The following is a 23,172-nucleotide window of genomic DNA, read 5'->3' on the forward strand; positions in this document are numbered from 1 at the left end:
CACTGGTACAAGCGGTACAACCGGTACGACAGGCACTGGTACAACGGGTACGACAGGCACTGGCACCGGCACCAGCGGTACAACCGGTACGACAGGCACTGGTACCGGCACCAGCGGTACAACCGGTACGACAGGCACTGGCACCGGCACCAGCGGTACAACGGGTACGACAGGCACTGGCACCGGCACCAGCGGTACAACCGATACAAGTGGTACCGGCACCAGCGGTACAACGGGTACGACAGGCATCGGCACCAGCGGTACAACCGGTACGACTGGCACGGGTACAACCGGTACGACTGGCACGGGTACAACCGGTACGACAGACGGTACGACATCGGCGCCGACTGAGACAAATTCTGAAGTTTTGAGTGTTCGGCGCGATCGCCCCAACAATTTGGGGTGGCTGGGTATCTTGGGCGCGTTTGGTTTGATCAACTTGTTTCGGAAAGGCGGTACACCCTCCCATCGCTAGTTTCGGGCGATTCCCTACGGGATAGCTTCGCTTCACGTAATTTTGAAAACTTAGAGGCTTAGAAATTCATGACTTCACTCAATCGCAAAAGTTTGTTCAATAAATTGGTAACAGTTGCCGGAATTGCCGGCGTTAGTTCCTTGATAGCTGTGCCGGGATTCGCAGAATTAAACCGCCAGACTCACAGCTTCAACCAGTCGGGCGATCGGGCTTTCGATCTTGCTAATAACGCTGCAGGCGAGCGTACTGCTCCTCGCCCTCCTTCTACCGATCTGAACAACAATAACAATCCGGGCCGTTCTCCCAGCACTCCAACTACTCCCAGCAATAACAATCCCGGTCGTTCTCCCAGCACTCCAACAGGCGAAACTTCGCCTAATTCTCTCAGCAGCACAGACACAAACTTTATCCTGCAAGCAGGTCAAACTGGTATGCTGGAAGTGCAGCTCGGCCGATTGGCCCTGCAGCGCGGTTCTAGCGCTGGTGTGAAACAGTACGGGCAAGAAATGGTTGAGGAACACACTCGGGCAAATCAAGAACTGATGCAGTTAGCAATGCAAAAAGGCGTAAAGCTGCCAACCGAAATGAGCAGCCAAAACAAAGCTGTGACCGATCGACTTTCGGGACTCTCCGGTACAAGTTTTGACACCGCTTACAAACAGGCTATGATCGACAGCCACAATCAAGCTATTGCTTTGTTTAAGGCTCAATCTCAAGAGGGACAAGATCCCGAGTTGAAGGCTTGGGCCACCAAGACTTTGCCGAACCTTCAGGCGCACTTGCAAATGGTTAACCAAATGTTGGCAGATACCATGCAGCCGTAATATGAGGTAGAGTTCGATCGGGTTTTAGCCGATCGGACTCGGGAGCATCTCAGTTTTGCAAAAAGCATTTTTTTTATTATAGTGCGAGCTTAAGAGCTCGCGTATTCTACAAATCGCGAGCTCTTAAGCTCGCACTATAAATGCAAAACTGAGATGCTCCCATCGCACTCTACCTTTGCCGATCGGAGACTTAGCCTAAATTAATCATTTTTGAACAGACAGGCGTTCGATCGCCCGATCGCGGAAACAAGCAAGTGCGATCTGGCGATTTATTCAAACAACAAACAATTAGTTAATCCTGAGTGTCCACAAAAACAGTCACAGCCGCCACAGCGATTAACATTTCATCATTTTTATCATTCAGAGAGGCGATCGCCCTGCCTGCTACAATCATGCCCCCTTGTTCGACAATCAGAGTTTTGCTGCCAAAAGGTAGCACCGCCAACACCTCCTGTTCCCGCACTTGTTCCGGGTAAGGAACCGCCACCTTAACCTCAACAATCATCTGATTCGGGTCAGTCAAACCCGCCACTTCCCAGACGCCTAGGAGAGCATTGTGGGCGATCGCATTCCGTACAGCCCTTGCACAGGCTACAGTCGGTTCCTGTCCGTGCTGGTCTATACCCATCCCCATTTCGATGATGAAACATTTACGTGCCATACTTGCCCTTTGGTTGATTTTTATTTTTAGTCGATCGGATTTTTTCCCAAAACAATTATCAACCCAAATGACCGCATTTTATATTATTTTATCGCTCTATCGAATCAGACAATAATCATCTCATTTAATAAAAAAAAGGTAACTTTAGACAACCTCTAAACTTATATCAAATCAGTCCTTGTAAATCTAAAATTTAAAATCTAAAATCTAAAATGGTATAACTTATGCTAATATAACCAAATTCAGCTTTCCTAGCGGACTGCAAAACTCATCGCCAGCTTGAATCATGGATAGTTTTCTGCCAATTGCCTACTTTCAAAACCAATTTCTCCCATTTACCGACGCCAAAATTTCCATAGCCACCCACGCACTGCACTACGGAACCGGAGTTTTAGGCGGGTTGCGGGGAATTCCCGACCCCCAAAATGCCGATCGAATATTGCTATTTAGATTAGACCGCCACTGTCAAAGATTAAGTCAAAGTGCCAGCTTCCTCCACTGCGATTTGCCAGCCAGCAAAATCCAACAAATAATTATTGATTTTGTCCAGAAAAACCAGCCAACAAAATCATTTTATATCCGCCCTTTTATCTACACATCCAGTTTAGGAATTGCCCCCCGACTGCACAACGTAGAAACCGACTTTTTTGTCTACGGATTAGAACTTTCAGACTATTTGCCCAAAGAAGGAGTCAACTGTAGAATTAGCTCTTGGTACCGCCAAGAAGACCGCAGCTTGCCTTTAAGAGGTAAAATTAGCGGTGCTTACATCACCTCAGCTTTAGCCAAAACAGAAGCAGTAGAATCCGGCTTCGACGAAGCAATTATGATGAATTCTCAAGGAAAAGTCAGCGAAGCTTCAGGAATGAACATATTTGTCGCCAGAAACGGTAAATTAGTTACTCCCGGTTTCGAGCAAGATATTCTCGAAGGAATTACCCGAGACAGCGTAATCACAATCGCCCGAGACTTAGGAATTGAAGTCATAGAAAGACCAGTTGACAAATCAGAATTGTTGATTGCAGACGAGATTTTCCTCTGCGGAACCGCAGCCAAAATTACCCCAATTAAGCGAGTGGAAAACTATCACTTGCCCAAAAACCGACCCATCACCGAAAAGATTTTGGACAAACTGACGGAGATTATCGAAAATCGCGACAGCAATTATAAAGAATGGGTATTTCCGATTAATCTTAATTAACGCGAGACTCAAGAATCAAGGAAGTAAATTAACCAGATTCACTCGTTACCAGGCTCTGCCTGGTAAAGCAGATCGGGAGGCTCTGCCTCCACATTTCAAGGCAGCCATTCGAGGCAGAGCCTCTGAATATCGGTTCCCAGGCAGAGCCTAAGAACCAGTTGTTGTGGAGCAGGCATCTTGCCTGCTTCCTGCTAGGAACTACCCGCACAAAACAGCCGCATGATGGCGAATATGATCCTCCATAAAACTCGCAATAAAATAATAGCTGTGATCGTAACCTTCCTGCATCCTTAAAATTAGCGGCTGTCCCGCTTTTTCACAAGCCTCCGCGAACACTTCCGGCAACAACTGCCCGTCAGCAAGAAACGAATCAGCAGTGCCGCAGTCAATCAAAATCGGACGATTGTATTGCGCTGCAACAACCAATTCACTAGCATCCCAAGCCCTCCAAATCTCTCGATCGCCACCGAGGTAGTGCCCGAATATTTTTTGTCCCCAAGGGCAGCGCATTGGCGCGGAAATAGGCGCAAAAGCGGAAACTGAAAGATAGCGATCGCCATTTTTTAAAGCGCAAATTAAAGCTCCGTGTCCGCCCATCGAATGACCGAAAATTCCCTGTTTTTCCGGTAGCGCTGGAAAATTTTCGGCGATTAAATTCGGCAATTCATCAACCACATAACTGTACATTCGATAGTGAGAATTCCAAGGTGCGGCTGTCGCATCCACATAAAAACCCGCACCACTTCCTAAATCCCAATCGTCATCTTCCCCAGGAATGCCAGTATTGCGCGGGCTAGTGTCGGGCGCAACCAGCATTAACCCGTATTTGGCCGCAAATTGTTGCGCCCCCGCTTTTGCCATAAAGTTCTCTTCTGTGCAGGTTAAACCTGATAGGAAATACAGGACGGGTACGGGTTGAGATAAAGCTTGCGGTGGCTGGTAAACAGCGAATTTCATCTCGCTGTTGCAAGCGGAGGATTGATGGCTGTAAAAGCCGAGTTTGCCACCGAAACTTTTATATTCTTTGTGCAGTTTTAGGGATTCAGACATGGGAATGGGGAATGGGGAATGGGGAATGGGGAATGGGGAATGGGGAATTGGCAATTGGTAATTGGTAGCCCTTGACAAACAACAAATAAGAACTAACAACTGCCAACTGCCAACTGACAACTTACTTCAAAATGTCAACACTGTACGAATTACTTCGCCTTTGTGCATTAAATCAAAAGCTTCGTTAATTTGCTCGATCGGCATTACCCGAGATACCAAACTATCAATATCAATTTTACCGTCCATGTACCAATCAACAATCTTAGGAACATCTGTTCTGCCTTTTGCGCCGCCAAAAGCCGTGCCTTTCCAGACTCTGCCAGTTACTAGCTGAAACGGGCGGGTACTAATTTCTTGACCGGCTCCCGCTACCCCGACAATTACGCTCACGCCCCAACCTTTGTGGCAGCATTCCAAAGCTTGGCGCATCACATTAATGTTGCCGATACATTCAAAACTGTAATCTGCTCCGCCTTTGGTTAAATCTACTAAATAAGGCACTAAATCGCCTTCGACTTCGCGGGGATTGACAAAGTGAGTCATGCCGAATTTTTCCGCCATCTCTCGCTTGTCGGGATTTAAGTCTACGCCGACAATCATGTTAGCTCCCACCATGCGAGCCGCTTGAATTACATTCAAACCCACGCCGCCCAAACCGAAAACTACCACATTAGAACCAGGTTCTACTTTCGCCGTATTGATGACAGCGCCGATGCCAGTTGTGACGCCGCAGCCAATCAAACAAACTTTATCAAAAGGAGCATCTTCGCGAATTTTTGCTACTGCAATTTCTGGCAATACTGTATAATTAGCAAAGGTAGAAGTTCCCATGTAATGGTAAATTTTCTGCCCGTCTATAGAAAACCTGCTCGTGCCGTCTGGCATCACTCCCTGGCCTTGAGTCACGCGAATTGCTTGACAGAGATTAGTTTTGCCGCTCAAACAATATTCGCAGTTGCGGCATTCAGGAGTGTATAGAGGAATTACCCGATCGCCCACTTTGACACTCGTTACTCCCGCCCCAACTTCTGCGACAATCCCGGCTCCCTCGTGGCCTAAGATAGCCGGAAACAAACCTTCAGGATCGGCACCGGAAAGAGTGTAAGCATCAGTGTGACAAACACCCGTGGCTTTAATTTCCACCAGCACCTCTCCAGCCCGCGGCCCATCCAGATCCACCGTTTCAATGCTCAAAGGTTGACCGGCACTGCGAGCAACTGCTGCTTTTACTTTCATGCTTTCTCCCTGCGATCGATTTGTTAATTGACACGTCAATATGTATTGTATTACTTAACGTCAAAAACGTCAAAATTGCAGCAACTCTATGACAAAATTAATTGTAATTACCGGAGTCAGTCGCGGTCTCGGTCTTGCCATGACCGAAAAGTTTATTGAATTGGGACATACAGTTGTGGGATGCGCCCGTTCTTCCGAAGCCGTGGAAAAACTCAACCAAAAATATAGTCCGCCACACCATTTTACTTGTTTGGATGTCACCAACGACGATCGAGTAAAAGCTTGGGCAACAGAAATGCTGGCAAAAAAGGAGCCTCCCGATTTGCTCATCAACAATGCAGGTTTAGTCAACAATCCCGCGCCGCTTTGGTTGGTCAGCAGCGAAGAATTTTCGCAGCTAGTAGATGTTAATATTAAAGGTACGGCTAATGTGATTCGCCACTTTGTCCCGGCAATGATTGCTCGAAAAAGCGGCATAATTGTCAACTTTAGTTCTGGTTGGGGAAGGTCAACTTCGCCGGAAGTCGCGCCCTATTGCGCTTCTAAGTGGGCAATAGAAGGACTGACGCGATCGCTCGCACAAGAATTGCCCCGAGGTATGGCGGCGGTTCCTTTGAATCCGGGGATAATTCACACGGATATGCTGGACATTTGTTTCGGAGAAGATGCGGCAAATTACACGTCTGTCAAAGCGTGGGTGGAAAAAGCAGTTCCTTTTTTACTGAAGTTAAAACCTTCCGATAACGGAATGCCGCTGACTGTTCCTGGATAACATAGCAACAGAAAGCAGGATTTGCAAACATCTCTCTTTTCTTCTCCTCTGCGCCCTCTGCGCCCTCTGCGGTTAAATAAAAAAACTCAAAAATGAAATAAAATTGGTATATTCCCAAATCAAAACTCTTTCCCCAAATAGCCACTGTGAACTTGCCACTAACCTCCCCGTCGCAAACCGAAACCCGCAAAGCAGACCACCTGCGGATCTGCCTCGAAGAAGACGTACAATTTCGCGAAACTACCAGCGGCCTCGAACGCTACCGTTTTGAACACTGCTGTTTGCCAGAACTCGATCGCACTGAAATCGACTTAACATCCACATTTCTCGGCAAAAAACTAGCCGTTCCCCTGCTAATTTCCTCGATGACCGGCGGCACAGAATTAGCCCAGACAATCAATTATCGCCTCGCCGATGTCGCGCAAGAATACAAACTGGCAATGGGAGTCGGTTCCCAGCGAATCATCGTAGAAAAACCTCAACTAGCTCCTACATTTGCCGTCCGCCGCCGCGCTCCTGATATTCTGCTATTTGCCAATATCGGAGCAGTTCAATTAAACTACAATTACGGTTTGGAAGAGTGCCAAAAAATTATCGATCTTCTCGAAGCAGATGCCCTAATTTTGCACCTCAATCCGCTGCAAGAGTGCGTTCAAACCGAAGGCGATACTAACTTTAAAGGACTGCTAGATAAAATTGCCACATTGTGCGATCGATTACCAGTACCAGTTATTGCTAAAGAAGTCGGCAACGGTATTTCAGGAAAGATGGCAAAGAAATTGCTCGCCGCCGGGGTAGGTGCGATCGACATTGCCGGAGCCGGAGGCACTTCTTGGGCGAAAATAGAAGGAGAGCGAGCTAAAGATGGCAAGCAGCGGAGGTTGGGCGCAACCTTTGCCGACTGGGGAATACCGACAGCCGAGTGCATTGTCAGCACCCGCGCCGTAGCGCCGGACGTTCCTCTGATTGCCTCTGGCGGCTTGCAGAATGGGTTGGATGCAGCGAAAGCCCTCGCCCTCGGCGCGGATATCGCGGGACTGGCGCGGCCGTTTCTACAAGCCGCAGCGGAATCGGAATCAGCCGCAGGCCTTCTAGCTGAGGTTTTAATTGCAGAAATCGCCACCGTGATGTTCTGTACGGGCTGCGGTAATTTGGATGAGTTAAAACATTCTGGGGTTTTGGAAAGGTTAAGATAAAAGTGAGTCAGTTGGCAGTTGGCAGTTGGCAGTTGGCAGTGGTTAGTTGTTATTTGTTATTTGTGAGTTGCTACCAATTACAATTACCAATTACAATTACCAATTACCAATTACTAATTACCAATAACCAATAACCAATAACCAATAACCAATTATCTAATGAGAGATTTCCTAAAATATACCTGTGCAAGTTTGCTGGGAACCTTCCTAGGACTGTTGCTGCTCGGCAGCATCGGATTGGGGGGACTGGTACTGCTAATTGCTGTCGCCGCATCGTCGTCTAAAGATTCAGGCCCGCAAGTTAAAGATAAGTCGGTATTGGTATTAGACCTTTCTTTAAATATCACCGACAGCAAACCGAGCCGCAGCACTAGCGCGGCGATTGAAGAAGTGCTTTCGGAAGATTCCGGCGATACAGTGACTCTGCGGACTGTTTTAGACGCGATCGAATCTGCTAAAAAAGACCCGAAAATAGTTGGCATTTATCTCGAAGGTAGCTCGGATTCGAGCAGCAGCGGGTTTGCCAACCTCAAAGAAGTTCGATCGGCATTGCAGCGTTTCCGAGATGCCAAAAAACCCATTTTTGCTTACCAGATGGACTGGAACGAGCGAGATTATTACCTCGGTTCCGTTGCTAATACAATTGCTGTCAATCCTTACGGCGCTTTGGAACTCAACGGTTTTAGCAGTCAGGCAATGTTTTTGAGCGGTGCTTTGGAAAAATACGGCGTGGGAGTGCAAGTGACTCGCGTCGGCAAATACAAGTCAGCCGTTGAACCGTTTTTGCTCAAAAAAATGAGTCCCGAAAATCGCCAGCAAACTCAAAAATTGCTCGGAGATATGTGGGGAGAATACCTGAAAACTGTCGGCCCGAGCCGCAAAGTGACCGTTCCGCAACTGCAAGCGATTGCAGATAATGGCGGAACTTTGATGGCTGACGAAGCTCTCAAAAGCAAATTAGTTGATAAAGTTGTATACTTTGACGAAATTACGAGCGAACTTAAAAAACTCACAGGAACAGATCGAGAAAACAAATCTTTCAAGCAAATTAGTTTGAAAAACTACGCGAGAATTGCTGAGGTTAAAAATTCAACTCGCGCTGACAAGAAAAACCAGATTGCTGTACTTTACGCCGAGGGAGAGATTGTAGACGGCGAAGGGGGCCCGACTCAAGTCGGAGGCGATCGCATCGCTGAAGAATTGCGGAAAATCCGGGAAGATGACGACGTAAAAGCAGTGGTTTTGCGCGTTAACAGTCCCGGAGGCAGCGCGACGGCGGCCGAAGTCATCGGGCGCGAAGTGGTGCTCACGGGCAAAAAGAAACCAGTTATCGTTTCGATGGGCAATTTAGCAGCATCCGGCGGCTATTGGATTTCGATGGGTTCCAGCAAAATCTTTGCCGAACCGAATACGATTACCGGTTCGATCGGCGTTTTTGGAATGCTGTTCAACGCCGAAAAGTTGGCTGCTAATAACGGCCTGACTTGGGACGTGGTGAAAACCGCCCGCTTTGCGGATACTAACACGGTTTCCCGCCCGAAAAATCCTCAAGAATTGGCGAATATTCAGAGGATAGTCGATCGCATTTACGATCGATTTATTACTAAAGTTGCCGACTCCCGCAAACTGCCGAAAAACAAAGTACAAGAAATTGCTCAAGGCAGAGTGTGGTCCGGTACGGCCGCGAAACAGTTGGGTTTAGTCGATGAAATTGGCGGCCTTGAAGATGCTGTTAGAGAGGCGGCGAAGCAAGCTAAACTCGGCGACGATTGGCAGTTGGAAGAATATCCAAAACGCCGCAGTTTGGAGGAGCGAATTTTGGAAAGACTTTCAGGCGTTCGCGTTTTGAAACCAGCCGCCAAACTCGACCCGCTGACTGCTGAAGTTAAGAAAATGCAGGATGAATTCGCTGCGATTAAGTCGATGAACGACCCGCAGGGGATTTACGTTCGCTTGCCTTTCAATTTGCGGATTGATTAATTAATTGATACCAAATCCGGGATTTTTACCCCTTGATTCTTCAGTCCCCCTCTGTGCGGACGAACGTTTTGCTCTTGAACCGTTGCAAGCGCTGAGTCTAATAGGGGTTTTTAACCCGGATTTGGTAAAAGTAGGCTGACCAAGAATTTCTTGATGGTACCCGCCACGTGATTTATCCGTGGAATCAATCCAAAATCCAAAATCCAAAATCCAAAATCCTCAAGCCCCCGCATTGATCCGTGGGGTCAATCTAAAATCTAAAATCTAAAATCTAAAATCGATTGACGCATCCTACAAACAAGTGAAAAACCCGGTTTCTTGAAGAAACCGGGTTTATGAATACCCTAAAAGTCGATCGACTGGGAATTGGCAATATTTGTTATGCAGCACGCTGAGTTAACAATCCCCAGATGAAAAGTACCACGATCGCACCTACGACTGCAAAAGCTATGCTGGGTAGAGATATTACTCCGAAGGAAGCTCCCCCGCTCGTCCCGAGCAAGACTTGACCTAGATAACCTCCCACTAGCGCGCCCACAATTCCTAAGCCTGTTGTGGCAAGAAAACCGCCGCCTTGAGTTCCCGGATAAATGGCTTTGGCGATCGCACCGGCAATCAGTCCTAAAACAATCCAAGCAATAATTCCCATTTCCTTTCTCCTGATATCTTTAACTTTTGTGGTGCCTTGTCTTAATGTATTTAGAATAACAACTCCTATCCCGCCCTTACCTCTACCGTAGGGAAGAATCGAAAGTGGTAGGATTTCTGATGAATCGTCCGAGTTTGAGGTTTTTTAATATCTCAAAAGAGTTAACCTCACATCTTGCACCATTCTCAACAACAGGGCCGACGGCCTGTGAAGCGAGAAAATTCACTCTTCGCTTCAGAGGTCGGAAAGCCTGTTCGTAAAAAGCTTATTGAGAATAGTGCAACATCTCAGTTAACCCGATTTTTCTAGGCAAGAAAGGTACTTGTGCTCAAGGCCAAAGGGAGATAGGAGAATCTTTTCTGGGACTTTTTGTGTTTTACTGGTAAAAAATTACAATATTTCTGTGAAACGAGGAAAGTTTGCGCCCGATGAATCTGACTCTGTGCACGATCGTGAAGAATGAAGAGGCAACACTGGCGCGGACTTTGGACAGCGTTAAGGGTGTTGTGGACGAAATGGTGGTGGTGGATACGGGATCGGGCGATCGCACCCGTGAAATTGCCCGAGGATATGGCGCGAGGGTTTATGACTTTGAATGGTGCGACGATTTCGCAGCGGCGCGCAACGAGTGTCTGAAGCACGCCCAGGGCGACTGGATTTTGGTGTTGGATGCCGATGAGGTTTTGGTACCGGAGATTGTACCTCTGATCGAACAGGCAATGGGGAGCGATCGGCTGCTGCTAATCAATCTCATCCGCCAAGAAATCGGTGCCTCTCAATCTCCCTATTCCCTAGTGTCGCGCTTGTTTCGCAATCGCCCCGACATCCGCTTTTCTCGCCCTTACCACGCAATGGTAGACGACAGCGTGGCTGAGATTTTGCAGAGGGAACCAAAATGGAAAATAGCTGCTCTCCCCGATGTGGCGATTTGGCACTCTGGTTATCAAAAAGATGCGATCGCAGCAAAAAGTAAATTCCAAAAAGCTCAAGCAGCAATGGAACGCTACATCGCTTATTATCCAAACGATGCTTATGCTTGTAGCAAATTAGGTGCGCTGTATGTAGAAACCGGGCAACTTGCGCGGGGAATTAATTTATTAACCAAAGGCTTGACTGCTGCGGCAATTGATGATTCTATTGTTTACGAACTCAACTATCATTTGGGAATTGCTTACCGCCAGCAGCAGCAGTTTGTCAAAGCAAAAGAACACTATCAAGCGGCAATTAATACAGATGTTTTCCCGGCACTCAAGTTAGGCGCTTACAATAATTTGGGCAATTTGTTCAAAGATGAAGGAGATTTGAAATCTGCTGAAAAAGCTTACAAAGCAGCCTTAAAAATTGACCCCAATTTTGCAGCAGGTCACTACAATTTGGGACTGACGCTGAAGGCAGCCGGAAATTTAGCAGATGCGATCGCCTATTACCGACAAGCCATTAAAATCGCTCCAGAACACGCCGAAGCTCATCAAAACTTGGCAGTAGCGCTGCTGAAAATTGGCAAAATGCCAGAGAGTTTAGCCGAATTCAAAAGAGCGATCGCCCTTCACGAACAGCGTCGCCCATTTGAAGCAGAACGCCTGCGCCGGGGACTGCAAGAAATGGGTTTGATGTAACTGAGATTATGGCTTTTATGGGCGGGCAGGATGCCCAACCCCTACTCCCCACAATCAAATTCTCGGATTGTAGAACAGGCCGGAAAGCCTGTTCATTAAAAATATTCCAAGATATGAGATGCAACAAGCAAAATCAAGCAATTATCTCTACTTTGCCGCTATCCAAATCGTAGCGGCCCCCAACAACTTTAAGCTTGCCCGCTTTGACTGCTTCAGCTAAAATAGGCGACGAGGATTGTAACTTATTTACATTGATTTTCACATTAGCTCTGACTGCGTTATCCCAGGCATCGCCTAGGTCACCTTTTGTGGCATAAACTGCCGGTTGAATCGCCGCCACCAAAGTGCTAATGTGACCCGGCACAGCTTTGCCATCTAAAGCTGCTTTAACAGCACCGCAGCGTTCGTGACCCAGAATTACTAATAGCGGCACGCCTAATTCTACTGCGGCATATTCCATATTCCCGAGCACCACATCGTCGAGAAAATTTCCAGCTACTCGGATATCAAATAAATCCCCCAATCCTTGGTCGAAAATAATTTCGGGAGCAACCCGCGAATCAGAACAAGCCAGGATGGTTGCAAACGGATGTTGACCCTCTGCTACTTCTACAATTCGCGATCGAGCTTGGTCGGGAAATGTCCGTTTTTGATCGATGTAGCGTTGATTCCCTTCCATCAATTTCTTGAGAGCACCGTCGGGAGTAAGGTCAGAGATTGCCTCTGCCTTTGCGACTTGGGCTTGTAAAAGCGCTGGTGCAAAGCTTGCCGCCAGCATCCCTGCACCAGCCTTCAACATTAAATTGCGTCGCGAAACTATGCCTGTTCTTTCGCTTTTAGTCATCAGAAAAATGGGTAGAAACCCCGTCCTTCTAGGACGGCTTTACATTGTTTTTTGATTTACTACCGCCTTGGAATTGGTTAATTCGGTGTACCTTTGTGTTGTACTTTCAACGGGACAGTTACCGTTTCAAATCTTCCAATCCTGTACGCATAGTATTTTGCTCTTTCGAGCCTCCCTTGCGGGGTAATGTTAGCTTCGCCAATGTTTTAAGAGCTTTTTATACTTGCAGCACTGTTTCAGGGACCTTAAAACTGTTTAACTGCAAATGACAGAGCGGAAAACTAGCTTCGCATTCTCCGGTGTCGTGACTCAAAAAACGTAGTCAGTTAAGACTTAGGCTGGTCAGGACGGCTTTTGAGATTTCTCTTCCAAGCCTCACGCCTGATAGCTGAGGTTCCTGACTGCTTGCAACTCGGTTCAATTGTTTGTATTTTTTAGCATAATATATACCGCAAGCTCAAGCAGACTTCTTTAATTTTTCTTTACAAGCAGCTCCGGCAAAATGTAAACTTCAAAAAAGTTGCCCCTTTTTCTTTGATAAAGCTAACTGCGGTCATCCTTCTGACGGCAGAGGATGCTAGAATGTATCTAAAACGACAATTATTTCTCAATAAATCGAAATGTCTTACGTCGCCAGCATTCATGTCTATCCAGTCAAGTCCCTTGACGGCTTAGCTGTCAGTCAAGCAACTATTCTGACCAGCGGAGCTCTAGAAGGCGATCGCTCTTTTGCAATCTGCGATGCAGCAGGAGAATTTGTTAACACTAAGCACAACAGCGGAGTCCCTTTTCTGCGCTTATCCTTTGACACCAAAAAGAGAATTGCCTGCCTGAAAATTCAAGACACCGAACAAGAATTTTTTTTTCATGTAGATAGAGAACGCCCGAGAATAGAATCTTGGTTGAGCAACTACTTCGGTTTCTCCGTCAAGTTAATTGAAAACTTGCTGACAGGCTTTCCCGACAATGCCGCTGCACCAGGGCCAAGCATTATCAGTACCGAAACAATTGCCGAAGTTGCATCTTGGTTTCCGAGAGTTTGCGTTAACGAGATGCGCCATCGCTTGCGAGCTAATATTGAAATAGGAGATGTCCCGGCTTTTTGGGAACACCAACTTTTTCCACAAGCCGATGAAATTGTCAGGTTTAAAATAGGGACAGTAATATTTGAAGGTATTAATCCCGGTCAGCCCTGTATGCTATCTACGCGAAATTATGCAGCCAAAGAAGCTTATCCAAATTTTCAAAATGTACTAACAGCCAAGCAGAAGGAAATCAGACCTGACTTGGTAAAAAAATGGCATTTAAATCACTTGAGTCGGCTGATAGTTAACACGCGAGTGCCACCTCAATCAGCAGAAAAAATAGTACACATAGGAGACGAAGTTCAAATTCTCAGATTCAGCAACTCCGTATTTAATACCATTTCTGATTAATTCAAAATATTTCATTAGGACTTGCATTCCTCACTTATAACTAAATCCTTCTGACTTAAACGTCACAATTACCAATTACCGATTCCATGACTAATTACTAATATCAATCATGAAAAAATACGCAACAATATTTGTAGGGTATGTCGCCATAAAAAATCCCTAAATTCAATCGACAATCTGACTGCGACGCACCTTACACTTCGGGCCAGGGGAAACAATCCCAAAAATTGTGTAGCAAGAGTTTTCATGAATTGTATAAGGTGCGTCGCTGCTCGAAAAGTCGATCTTTATTTAGGGATTTTTGGTGGCGACGCACCCTACGGCTACGAATTCCTAAATACTTCTGACTTAAACGTCGCAATGACTAATGACCAATGACCAATGACTAATGACTAATCACCAATGACCAATTACCAATGACCAATTACCAATGACTAATGACCAATTACCTTTGATTTCGGTTGGTATGATAGACTGCGATCGGTCTGTCAATTCCTTTAAAGCGGAAATTTCCCATCGGCTCAAAACTTTGGGGCAATCGCAGCAACTTGTAAGTAGCTTCGCTCACAACGCATTCCCCAGGCAGACAAATTCCCTCCATCCGAGCGGCCAGATTAATTGTCGAACCCAACACAGTATAATCAACTCTTTTAGAACTGCCGACATCACCAATTATCGCCTTGCCGCTGTTAATAGAAATCCGCAATTGCAGCGGTTCGCCCAAACTTTTATTGGCATTGAGTTCGTCAAGACGGTTGAGCATTCCCAAAGCTGCCACCACAGCGCGATCGGCATGATCCGGTTGAGGTTCCGGCGCGCCAAAAAATGCCATAATACAATCTCCAATAAACTTATCTAAGGTTCCTCCTTCCCCAAAAACTTCTTGCAGCATTTCCTCAAAAAAACTGTTGAGCAATCCCGCAATTTCAGGGGGACTCAACCGTTCCGACATCGCAGTAAAGCCAACAATATCTGCAAACAAAATACTGATTTCGCGTTCCACAGGTGGCAGGCGGTGATTAATTAAAGTTCCCGTATTCATTAAATGCTGCACCACAGCCGGAGAGTGATAGCGTTCCAATCTTTGCCGCATAGTTTCTTCGGTGCGGAGTTTCTGTGTCAGCAGCCACCGCTGCACGCTGGAAGCGACGATATTTCCTAATGCTGAAAAAAAGCTCAAGTCTTCATCTCCTCCCTGATACCACTCTCTAGAAGTTAATTGAGCGTCGCCGTAAAGCACTCCAAAAACTGTATTTTCATCCCAGAGAGGAACAGCTATCGCCGTGCGAATTCCTTTATCGATCATACTCATATTGTCGTCAAACTGTTCGTCAATCTGAGCGTCGGCAGTTTTGAGAGCAACTTGTTCGTCTAATACTTTGCGGCAAATAGTGCGGCCGATCCAACTGCCGTCAGCGGGAATATATTTATTTTTAGCTGTGGGTCTGGCGGCGGTTTTAACTACTTCCAGTTCGCCGTTATTTTGGAAGTCTATTAATAGCGCTAAACGTTCGATGTTTTTGATGTCGCGGAACACGATTTGCTGGACTTGTTGGAAAATTGCTTCGATGGATTCAGCGGTGTTTAAATACTTAGCGATATCGAATAAATATTTTAAACGCGAGATAGCTTGTTCGTAGTTTTTTTCAATTTTTGTGTCTGGTTCTATCCACTGTTTTTGCAGTTCTTTCGCTTTGCCGAGGATGGTAACTCCTTCGGGCATGGTGCCGATTTCGGGAAGTTGGGGGTCGGAGCGATCGGGCAAAACCACAATCAGATTGATCCGGTGTCCCAAATAAATAATATCGCCCTGATTGACTAAGTGAGGGTGGTTGATGGGACTGTTGTTCAGTAGCGTCCCGTTGGTACTGCCCATATCCTCAACTAGCCACTCGCCTGAAGCTATTTTAAACAAGCGGGTGTGGTGACGAGAAATGTCAGAAAAAGGCAGTTGTAAATCACATTCTAGCAACCTACCGATAATAAATTGCTCGCCTTCGACAGGCACGGTTTTTTCGATGATTCCATTAATTTGAAGTTCCAGATTCAGTTCATTCATAAACAGCACCGCTGTTGAATTTCTAAGGCTTTGATAAGACTTGATTTCCTCAGATCAAATCTCCCATGAGTCTTATCCAGCCGGCGGCAACTCCAAAGCAAGCTGACCCAACACACCCGTTCTAAAATCGTTTAACATCTGCCGCGCCGTTCGTTCGACATCTCCTTTATACCTGTCTTTTGCTACCTCGTGCAAATAATCTTCACCATTACTAGACCCTACATCTAATTTATACCTGGATTTGAAACCAGATACTGATATCAAAGTGTCATCAGCCGCCTCAAGCCCTAGGAGCAAATCTACCATCGCTGCTGCTACTACCTGATTGTCGTAAGCTGCTTCGCCAATATCTTCGCAAATAGCTAATTTTAGGGCATTTTCTTGATTGTTAATTCGGGTTGGGATGACTCCCGGGGCGTCTAATAATTCAATTTCGTCAGAAATGCGAATCCATCGGAGCGATCGAGTTACTCCAGCTCTGCGGGCACTGTCTACCACTCTCCGCCCTAACAGCCGATTAATTAAAGCAGATTTTCCGACATTTGGAAATCCCATCACCACAGCCCGGACTGGACGGGGCAGCATACCTCGATCGAACCTTCTTTGATTTAGCTGCACCCCAGCATTCTGCACGGCATCCGCCACAGCGTCTACTCCTTGACCGTGCTCGGCATTAGTAAAATACGCAGTTTCCCCCTGGGCATCAAACCATGTTTCCCACGCCTCGCGCGATCGAGCTGTAATCATGTCCATGCGGTTGATGACCAATACTCGCGCCTTGCCGCCCACCCAACTCGGCATTTGGGGGTGGTAAGTAGCCAGTGGAATGCGGGCATCTCGGACTTCGAGCACCACATCTACCCGCTTTAGCTGTTCTTTTAATGCCCGTTCAGCTTTGGCAATGTGACCGGGATACCAGTGAATTTTCATTAGTTATTAGTTATTAGTTATTAGTTATTAGTTATTAGTCAGTTGGCAGTTGGCAGTTGGCAGTTGGCAGTTGGCAGTTGGCAGTTGGCAGTTGTCATTCAACCAATAACCAATAACCAATAACCAATAACCAATAACCACTGACTAATGACTAATAACTAAGGCACAATCAAAACTGCACAAGGAGACAGATTGATCACCCGATTGGTAACGCTGTCAGACGCCCCATCATCGGTTAAACCCATCCCCCGACAGCCCATTACAATCAAATCGGCCCCAATTTCGTCAGCCACATCACAAATCGTGAAAGCCGGTTTGCCTTCTCGCTCAATGATTTCAGCTTCGATTCCCTTCTGGGAAAACATCGATTGAGCCTCAGACAACAGTTTGGCGACTGCTTCCGGGGAACTCATCACCTCTCGCGGCGGGGAGTCGGACTCCTCGGCTGGGGGTTCGACTACCGACAGAATAACTAAACGAGAGTCGTAGGTTTTCACAATATTGACAACCTTTTCCGCGGCTTCGCGGGCTTCTCGGCTTTGATCGACAGGAAATAAGACAGTCTTGAACATAGTGCGCATCTCCCGGACGCGGACTCCGATAAAATGTTTACGTTGAGCCAATCAGTGCCGTTTGTTTCATCTTCCGTTTTTTGTACGGACGCGGTTGAATGCGTCCGAGGCCCCAAGTGCAAGTGACCAGTGCCGCCATTTCAACGGAATTCGACAAGAACACACATATTAGGAGGTTAATCCTGTGACCAAAAAAACTGTAGCAAATTTATCGGCATCGGACTTATCGGGCAAACGGGTACTGGTGCGGGCGGACTTTAACGTGCCGCTCGACAACGGCAACATCACCGATGATACTCGCATCCGGGCTGCTCTGCCGACAATTCAAGATTTAGCGTCCAAGGGTGCTAAGGTCATTTTGTGCAGCCACTTCGGCCGTCCCAAGGGTGTGACTGAGAAGTTGCGCTTGACGCCGGTTGCTAAGCGGCTGTCGGAATTGTTGGGGAAAGAGGTCAAAAAGACTGACGACTGCATCGGCGATGAAGTTGCTGCGACAGTCGCGGCGATGCAAGATGGCGATGTGGTTTTGCTGGAAAATGTGCGCTTCTACCCAGAGGAGGAGGCAAACGACCCGGAATTTGCTAAGAAGTTAGCTTCTGTGGCCGATTTGTATGTCAATGATGCTTTTGGTACGGCTCACCGGGCTCACGCTTCTACTGAGGGCGTTACTAAGTATCTGAGTCCTTCTGTGGCTGGGTTTTTGATGGAGAAGGAACTGCAATATCTCGGCAGTGCGATCGACAATCCTCAGCGTCCTTTAGCTGCTATAATCGGCGGTTCTAAGGTTTCCAGCAAGATTGGAGTCATTGAAAAACTGCTCGAAAAGTGCGACAAATTGCTGCTGGGAGGCGGCATGGTTTTCACCTTCTACAAAGCTCGCGGTTTGAGCGTTGGCAAGTCTTTGGTGGAAGATGACAAGCTGGAACTGGCGAAGTCTTTGGAAGCTAAAGCGAAGGAACGGGGAGTTACTTTTCTGTTGCCTACTGATGTGGTAGTTGCTGACAAGTTTGCTGCTGACGCCAAAACTCAAACTGTCCCTGTTGAAAGCATCCCCGACGGTTGGATGGGTTTGGATATTGGCCCGGATTCTGTGAAAACTTTCCAAGATGCTTTGGCCGATTGCAAAACGGTTATCTGGAACGGGCCGATGGGCGTGTTTGAGATGGAGAAGTTTGCTGTGGGAACCGAAGGCATTGCCCATTCTTTGGCGGGAATTACTAAAACGGGTACTACCACAATTATCGGTGGCGGTGACTCGGTGGCGGCTGTGGAACAGTTAAATTTGGGCGAACAAATGAGCCACATTTCTACTGGTGGCGGTGCTAGTTTGGAACTGCTTGAAGGTAAGGAATTGCCTGGTGTTGCGGCTTTAGATGAGGCTTGATTGAATTGAGTAGGGCGGGCCATGCCCGCCTTGCTAAATTCAAGTCTAAATCGTTGGTTCCGAACGAGATTTTTTTTAATGAACCGCAGAGACCGCAGAGCAAGAGAAAACAGCGAAAAAAATGGGTTGCAATTCTACTGTTTACGAGTACGATATATCTGAAGTGGCAGTGAGGTTTGTTTGTGAAACTTAAAATATTGGCAAGTGTAACGGCAACTGTAGCAGTTTTAGCCCCGTTTTTGCTAGCAGCTCCCGTCAAAGCTCAAAATCCCGATCATGTCCGGCAATTGCTGGAAAGTAAAGAGTGCGAAGGCTGCGATTTGAGAAATGCTGATTTGTTTAAGGCGAGTTTGTACAGAGCTAATTTAAGAGGAGCTGATTTAAGCGGAGCAAATCTCTATGAAGCTAATTTGCTAGAAGCGGATTTAACTGATGCTAATTTGGCAAATACTAATTTAGTTAATGCCGAGATGTACGGGGCTGACTTGGAGGGTGCTAATTTGCGAAATGCGGATTTGTCTAATGCTTTTTTGGGGCGAGCTAATCTGACGAATGCTGATTTGCGCGGTGCTAAACTTTTTAATGCGAATTTGGGCGAAGCTTATCTGCTGCAAGCTAATTTGTCGAATGCGGATTTGAGGCGTTCGCTGCTGTTTAGAGTTAATTTGAATCGCGCGAATTTAAGCGGAGCGGATATGTCTTTCGCGGATGTGCGCGATACTAATTTACAGAATGCTATTTTGTCAAATACTAGGCTTCCGAGAGCTCAATTGACGGGGACAAATATCGATGCTGCTAATAACGTGCGGCAGGCTGATTTGGAACGTGCCAACTTGCGGGGTACGAATTTGGGGCCGGGGGTTTGTGTGGTAACTAATTTTCCTTATTGTGTTTTGAATTTGGAATAATCTGTCTGCTGAGTGCGTCAGCCTCCATTATTTGGCAGAAGAGAGGAGTTTTTGACCCCGCCCAAAAACGGATACAAGCCCCGGACTTAAGTCGTGGAAAGATCAAAATTTTAGGCCCTAGTTCAAGCTCCCAGATTCATTTGTGGAGTAAATCTCAAATCTCAAATCTCAAATCTAAAATCTAAAATCGACTGACTGGTTGGCGCACCCTAGGTTGAGATCCGAGCTAAGTTTGAGGTGGTTTGTATCCCCTTTCTAGGGCAAATCTCACAAGCTGTGCCCGATTTTCTAGCTGTAATTTGCTGAAAATGCTGCCTAAATGAGCTTGCACAGTCCGGGGACTAATAAACAGCCGATCGCTAATTTGTTTGTTAGTATAACCCTGGATCACCTCCCAAAAAACTCTTTCCTCGGCTGGTGTTAAAGGCAAAGGTGCAGGTGCGGGCAATACTACCAGAACTTTTGGTTCCACCGCCCTAGCGGTAGAAGTTTGAAGCAGTCGGACAATCTCGGCGTGAATGCGGTGAGAGCGCTCTAACTGCGACTTTACCTTAGCTAAGATTTCTTCAGACTGAAAAGGTTTTACCAGATAATCGTCAGCTCCGATCGAATGACCTTCCACTTTTGACTCAATTTCACCTTGACCAGACAAAAATATAAACGGGACTAACTGTCCCAAACGGGTAGTTCGCAAACGGCGACAAAACTCAAACCCGTCCATTTCCGGCATCATGACATCTGAAATTACCAAATCTAGCGGCGCATTTTCAAAAATCGATAGCGCCTCAACCCCTGAATTAGCGCATTCAACCCGATATCCTTGGCTTTCCAGGTACATTGCCAAGACTGTTTGACAGTCTGCTTCGTCGTCAACCACTAATATTCTTTCCATGACAGATTTGCACCAATTCCAGTTGACAGTTCTTGAAACTGCAGGTTCCAAAGTAGGAACTTAAATCAGTTTACCTGCTGCAACTTGATAAAGGCTCGCAATTTCAAGACGCGACAATTCCTCAAATATTCCAATTACGGGCGCCGATCGCCTAAAATTAGAAGAAGTAGAGGAATATTGGGTAAAATCTCCTTCTTTAAATTCGCTTATCCAAAAAAACTACAACTTTTTAGGAGGAGTCGTCAACTTTTTTGCATAAAATAGAAGGTAAAAGAAATAATTTTGTTTTATTATACAGAAATGTCGGTCGCACTTACACTATTCCTAGACCCGACATGGAAAGGTTTTTAGATTTTTCGGGTTCGGACACAGGTACAAAAGGGATAACGCGAGCAGGTACTGCTGCTAGAGGCTGCTCGAACAAACGCCGCTCGGCAACCAACATACTTTCAATTATCGGTGCGGGTTGGGGGGGGCTGAACAGATACCCCTGCATGATATCGCACTGGTGCTGTTTCAAAAAAGCTAATTCTGCTTCTGTTTCGACCCCTTCAGCAATTACTGTCATATTCAAACTGTGACCCAGTAAAATTACTGCTGTAGTAATAGCAGCATTTTGAGTATCTTCGTTGGCATTGCGGACGAAAATTCGATCGATCTTTAAACTGTCAAAGGCAAATTGCTTGAGATATCCTAAAGTAGCGTAACCGGTGCCGAAGTCGTCAATAGCAATCCGAATTCCTAGAGCTTTTAGTTCATTTAAAGTAGCGCCTGCGACTGTCGCATTTTCTACCAAAGCGCTTTCGGTCATTTCTAATTCTAAATTAGCAGGCTCCAAGCCTGTAGTTTCCAATATTTGCACGATTCGCGCCTTTAGTGCCGAGTCGGACAACTGCCGGGCCGACAAATTTACTGATATTCTAAAGGGCGAAAACCCTTCCGCCAGCCAACTAGCGGCTTGAGCGCAAGCTGAAAGCAGTACCCATTCGCCAATCTGAATAATTAAACCTGTTTCTTCTGCTAACGGAATAAATTCGCAGGGAGAAATTATGCCTCGATCGGGATTTTGCCAGCGCACCAAAGCTTCGGCGCCGACAACTTGTCCGGTAGCAATATCCACTTGTGGCTGATAGTAGACCTGAAACTCACCTTGTGCCAAAGCGCGGCGCAGCAGAGCTTCCAAAGCCAACTTTTCAGGAGAGAGGGTGGAAACCTTGGTCGATTCGTTAACTAAATCTTTGAGTCTGGCTTCTGCTTGGTGAAGCGCGACTGTCAGCGGTTGAGTAATAGTTTGGCGTTTCAAGACGCGAGAAGCAATGGCACCCAACAATTCAGCCTTGGTAAACGGCTTTGTCAGGTAATCGTCGGCTCCCAATTCCATCCCCCGACGAAAATCGGTTTTGTCACTTTGAGCCGTGAGAAAAATAAATGGAATTGTTGCAGCTAGGGAGTTTTGCCGCAGCGTCCGCAACACGTCATAACCGTCGAGTTCCGGCATCTGAACGTCGCACAAAATTAAATCCGGTATCTCCGAAAGTGCCACCTGCACCCCAAAGCGACCGTTTTCTGCTACAATCACCCGGTAGCTTTGAGATTCCAGGAGTTGCAGAAGAGTTTCCCGGATTAATTCGTCGTCCTCAATTACCAAAATTTTGAGCATGATACTTAGATTACAGATGGCACTATATATCAGAACCTGACTAACTCTAGCATATTCAAACTAGCGAATTACTGATTCGGCCAATTAGCCAATAAACCATTAGCCAAATGGCTGAATATTTTCCCTCGATTCTTAAGTCACAATAAAATAACTGGCAAAATAGGGAAAAGTTCGAGTTCTTTCAAGAGCAGAAAACTGCTGCGCGAGACTCGTTTGATAAATTTTTATTACAAAATATCCATAATTTATCATAAAAAAAATGCCGCCAACATTGTCACGGCGCGGATGGTGGCAATCACTCAGGCAATCATTTATATGATGTCCGGCTAATTGCTCGTAATTAGCCCGTGTTTGTACTGAGGACTTTTTATCTCGATGAATAAATTAGAACGCAGCGTCCTGGCGGAGAAATTAATTATGGTTGTATAACCGGACATCATAATTATGCACTGTTTTAATTCACAGGCTTAGTGGAATTCGCGCAAAATTTTTCATCTACAATTGCAGAAGTGATACTGACAGCCTGCATTGATGACGGAACGATCTGGTTTTGCGGAACTACCACAGTCTTTTTGCAAACAAGCTCGCTGCTGCCTACAGAGGCAAAGTTCCAAGCATAAAATTCGGGATTGCTGACTGTCGCATTGGCCGGATGTAAACCTAGTGCAGTCACCAATACTAATCCCAAAGTTACTAAAGCTACGATCGCGAATCTCAGCATATTCTTTTTTTGAACCGGACAACTTACCCGATCGGTATTGCCTTATTATTGCCTGGGTCGATCGAGAGCGTCAATCGATTTTAGATTTTAGATTTTAGATTTTGGA

The 23,172-nt window shown here is 46.3% G+C and carries 21 protein-coding genes and 1 pseudogene; 11 read left to right on the forward strand and 11 right to left on the reverse strand.

Features of this window, described 5'->3' with window-relative positions; all coding sequences use genetic code 11:
• Together QUA56_RS01010 and QUA56_RS01015 are read left to right on the forward strand one after the other, a co-directional pair.
• Nucleotides 1-475 (forward strand): annotated as a pseudogene (locus tag QUA56_RS01010) (hypothetical protein); the annotation flags it as partial.
• Between the two features lie 68 nt (nt 476-543).
• Nucleotides 544-1,299, forward strand: coding sequence for a DUF4142 domain-containing protein (locus QUA56_RS01015; RefSeq protein WP_333352044.1), 756 nt, complete (start codon nt 544-546; stop codon nt 1,297-1,299).
• A 292-nt stretch (nt 1,300-1,591) separates the two neighbouring features.
• On the opposite strand, the gene QUA56_RS01020 is transcribed toward QUA56_RS01015, so the two are convergent.
• Nucleotides 1,592-1,960, reverse strand: a complete 369-nt coding sequence (locus tag QUA56_RS01020; protein WP_333352045.1) for a Lin0512 family protein — start codon at nt 1,958-1,960, stop codon at nt 1,592-1,594.
• 286 nt (nt 1,961-2,246) lie between these two features.
• Between QUA56_RS01020 and QUA56_RS01025 the strand changes: the two genes are divergently transcribed.
• Nucleotides 2,247-3,161 carry a branched-chain amino acid transaminase gene (locus QUA56_RS01025; protein ID WP_333352047.1) on the forward strand — a complete coding sequence of 305 codons (915 nt, stop codon included), beginning with the start codon at nt 2,247-2,249 and terminating at the stop codon, nt 3,159-3,161.
• A 198-nt stretch (nt 3,162-3,359) separates the two neighbouring features.
• On the opposite strand, the gene fghA is transcribed toward QUA56_RS01025, so the two are convergent.
• Entirely contained in the window at nt 3,360-4,211 is an 852-nt protein-coding gene (fghA, locus tag QUA56_RS01030) for an S-formylglutathione hydrolase (RefSeq protein WP_333352049.1), read from the reverse strand.
• Between the two features lie 126 nt (nt 4,212-4,337).
• Nucleotides 4,338-5,447, reverse strand: a complete 1,110-nt coding sequence (locus tag QUA56_RS01035; protein ID WP_333352173.1) for an S-(hydroxymethyl)glutathione dehydrogenase/class III alcohol dehydrogenase — start codon at nt 5,445-5,447, stop codon at nt 4,338-4,340.
• An 88-nt stretch (nt 5,448-5,535) separates the two neighbouring features.
• Between QUA56_RS01035 and QUA56_RS01040 the strand changes: the two genes are divergently transcribed.
• The 3 genes from QUA56_RS01040 to sppA all read left to right on the forward strand — a co-directional run bounded on the left by QUA56_RS01040 (nt 5,536) and on the right by sppA (nt 9,395).
• Nucleotides 5,536-6,219, forward strand: a complete 684-nt coding sequence (locus tag QUA56_RS01040; RefSeq protein WP_333352051.1) for an SDR family oxidoreductase — start codon at nt 5,536-5,538, stop codon at nt 6,217-6,219.
• Nucleotides 6,220-6,365: 146 nt separating this feature from the next.
• On the forward strand, nt 6,366-7,415 hold the full coding sequence (fni, locus tag QUA56_RS01045) for a type 2 isopentenyl-diphosphate Delta-isomerase (protein WP_333352053.1): 1,050 nt from the start codon (nt 6,366-6,368) through the stop codon (nt 7,413-7,415).
• A 159-nt stretch (nt 7,416-7,574) separates the two neighbouring features.
• Complete coding sequence (gene sppA, locus QUA56_RS01050) at nt 7,575-9,395, forward strand: signal peptide peptidase SppA (RefSeq protein WP_333352054.1); 1,821 nt, start codon at nt 7,575-7,577, stop codon at nt 9,393-9,395.
• A gap of 379 nt (nt 9,396-9,774) precedes the next feature.
• On the opposite strand, the gene QUA56_RS01055 is transcribed toward sppA, so the two are convergent.
• Nucleotides 9,775-10,044 carry a GlsB/YeaQ/YmgE family stress response membrane protein gene (locus tag QUA56_RS01055; RefSeq protein WP_172187816.1) on the reverse strand — a complete coding sequence of 90 codons (270 nt, stop codon included), beginning with the start codon at nt 10,042-10,044 and terminating at the stop codon, nt 9,775-9,777.
• Between the two features lie 428 nt (nt 10,045-10,472).
• Here QUA56_RS01055 and QUA56_RS01060 point away from each other — a divergent pair, with 428 nt between their 5' ends.
• Nucleotides 10,473-11,660 carry a tetratricopeptide repeat protein gene (locus QUA56_RS01060; protein ID WP_333352057.1) on the forward strand — a complete coding sequence of 396 codons (1,188 nt, stop codon included), beginning with the start codon at nt 10,473-10,475 and terminating at the stop codon, nt 11,658-11,660.
• Nucleotides 11,661-11,793: 133 nt separating this feature from the next.
• Here QUA56_RS01060 and QUA56_RS01065 read toward each other — a convergent pair whose 3' ends face one another.
• Nucleotides 11,794-12,504 carry a carbonic anhydrase gene (locus QUA56_RS01065; RefSeq protein WP_333352059.1) on the reverse strand — a complete coding sequence of 237 codons (711 nt, stop codon included), beginning with the start codon at nt 12,502-12,504 and terminating at the stop codon, nt 11,794-11,796.
• 620 nt (nt 12,505-13,124) lie between these two features.
• Here QUA56_RS01065 and QUA56_RS01070 point away from each other — a divergent pair.
• Together QUA56_RS01070 and QUA56_RS01075 are read left to right on the forward strand one after the other, a co-directional pair.
• Nucleotides 13,125-13,940, forward strand: coding sequence for an MOSC N-terminal beta barrel domain-containing protein (locus QUA56_RS01070; protein WP_333352061.1), 816 nt, complete (start codon nt 13,125-13,127; stop codon nt 13,938-13,940).
• A 246-nt stretch (nt 13,941-14,186) separates the two neighbouring features.
• Complete coding sequence (locus tag QUA56_RS01075; protein WP_333352063.1) at nt 14,187-14,318, forward strand: hypothetical protein; 132 nt, start codon at nt 14,187-14,189, stop codon at nt 14,316-14,318.
• Nucleotides 14,319-14,385: 67 nt separating this feature from the next.
• On the opposite strand, the gene QUA56_RS01080 is transcribed toward QUA56_RS01075, so the two are convergent.
• The 3 genes from QUA56_RS01080 to QUA56_RS01090 all read right to left on the reverse strand — a co-directional run bounded on the left by QUA56_RS01080 (nt 14,386) and on the right by QUA56_RS01090 (nt 17,501).
• Nucleotides 14,386-15,999, reverse strand: a complete 1,614-nt coding sequence (locus QUA56_RS01080) for an adenylate/guanylate cyclase domain-containing protein (protein ID WP_333352065.1) — start codon at nt 15,997-15,999, stop codon at nt 14,386-14,388.
• A gap of 72 nt (nt 16,000-16,071) precedes the next feature.
• Nucleotides 16,072-16,929: a ribosome biogenesis GTPase YlqF gene (ylqF, locus tag QUA56_RS01085; RefSeq protein ID WP_333352067.1), complete on the reverse strand. Its 858-nt coding sequence runs from the start codon at nt 16,927-16,929 to the stop codon at nt 16,072-16,074.
• Nucleotides 16,930-17,087: 158 nt separating this feature from the next.
• A complete protein-coding gene (locus QUA56_RS01090; RefSeq protein ID WP_333352068.1) occupies nt 17,088-17,501 on the reverse strand; it encodes a universal stress protein in 414 nt (137 codons plus the stop codon).
• A gap of 184 nt (nt 17,502-17,685) precedes the next feature.
• Here QUA56_RS01090 and QUA56_RS01095 point away from each other — a divergent pair, with 184 nt between their 5' ends.
• Entirely contained in the window at nt 17,686-18,885 is a 1,200-nt protein-coding gene (locus QUA56_RS01095; protein WP_333352070.1) for a phosphoglycerate kinase, read from the forward strand.
• A 182-nt stretch (nt 18,886-19,067) separates the two neighbouring features.
• A complete protein-coding gene (locus tag QUA56_RS01100) occupies nt 19,068-19,793 on the forward strand; it encodes a pentapeptide repeat-containing protein (protein ID WP_333352072.1) in 726 nt (241 codons plus the stop codon).
• A gap of 226 nt (nt 19,794-20,019) precedes the next feature.
• Here QUA56_RS01100 and QUA56_RS01105 read toward each other — a convergent pair whose 3' ends face one another.
• From QUA56_RS01105 to QUA56_RS01115, 3 genes are all read right to left on the reverse strand, one after another.
• On the reverse strand, nt 20,020-20,685 hold the full coding sequence (locus QUA56_RS01105) for a response regulator (protein ID WP_333352074.1): 666 nt from the start codon (nt 20,683-20,685) through the stop codon (nt 20,020-20,022).
• Between the two features lie 313 nt (nt 20,686-20,998).
• Nucleotides 20,999-22,345, reverse strand: coding sequence for an EAL domain-containing response regulator (locus QUA56_RS01110; protein WP_333352076.1), 1,347 nt, complete (start codon nt 22,343-22,345; stop codon nt 20,999-21,001).
• 454 nt (nt 22,346-22,799) lie between these two features.
• Nucleotides 22,800-23,066: a hypothetical protein gene (locus QUA56_RS01115; RefSeq protein ID WP_333352078.1), complete on the reverse strand. Its 267-nt coding sequence runs from the start codon at nt 23,064-23,066 to the stop codon at nt 22,800-22,802.
• Nucleotides 23,067-23,172 lie beyond the last annotated feature (106 nt).

The sequence above is a fragment of the Microcoleus sp. N3A4 genome (genome assembly GCF_036701805.1).
Lineage (GTDB): Bacteria > Cyanobacteriota > Cyanobacteriia > Cyanobacteriales > Microcoleaceae > Microcoleus.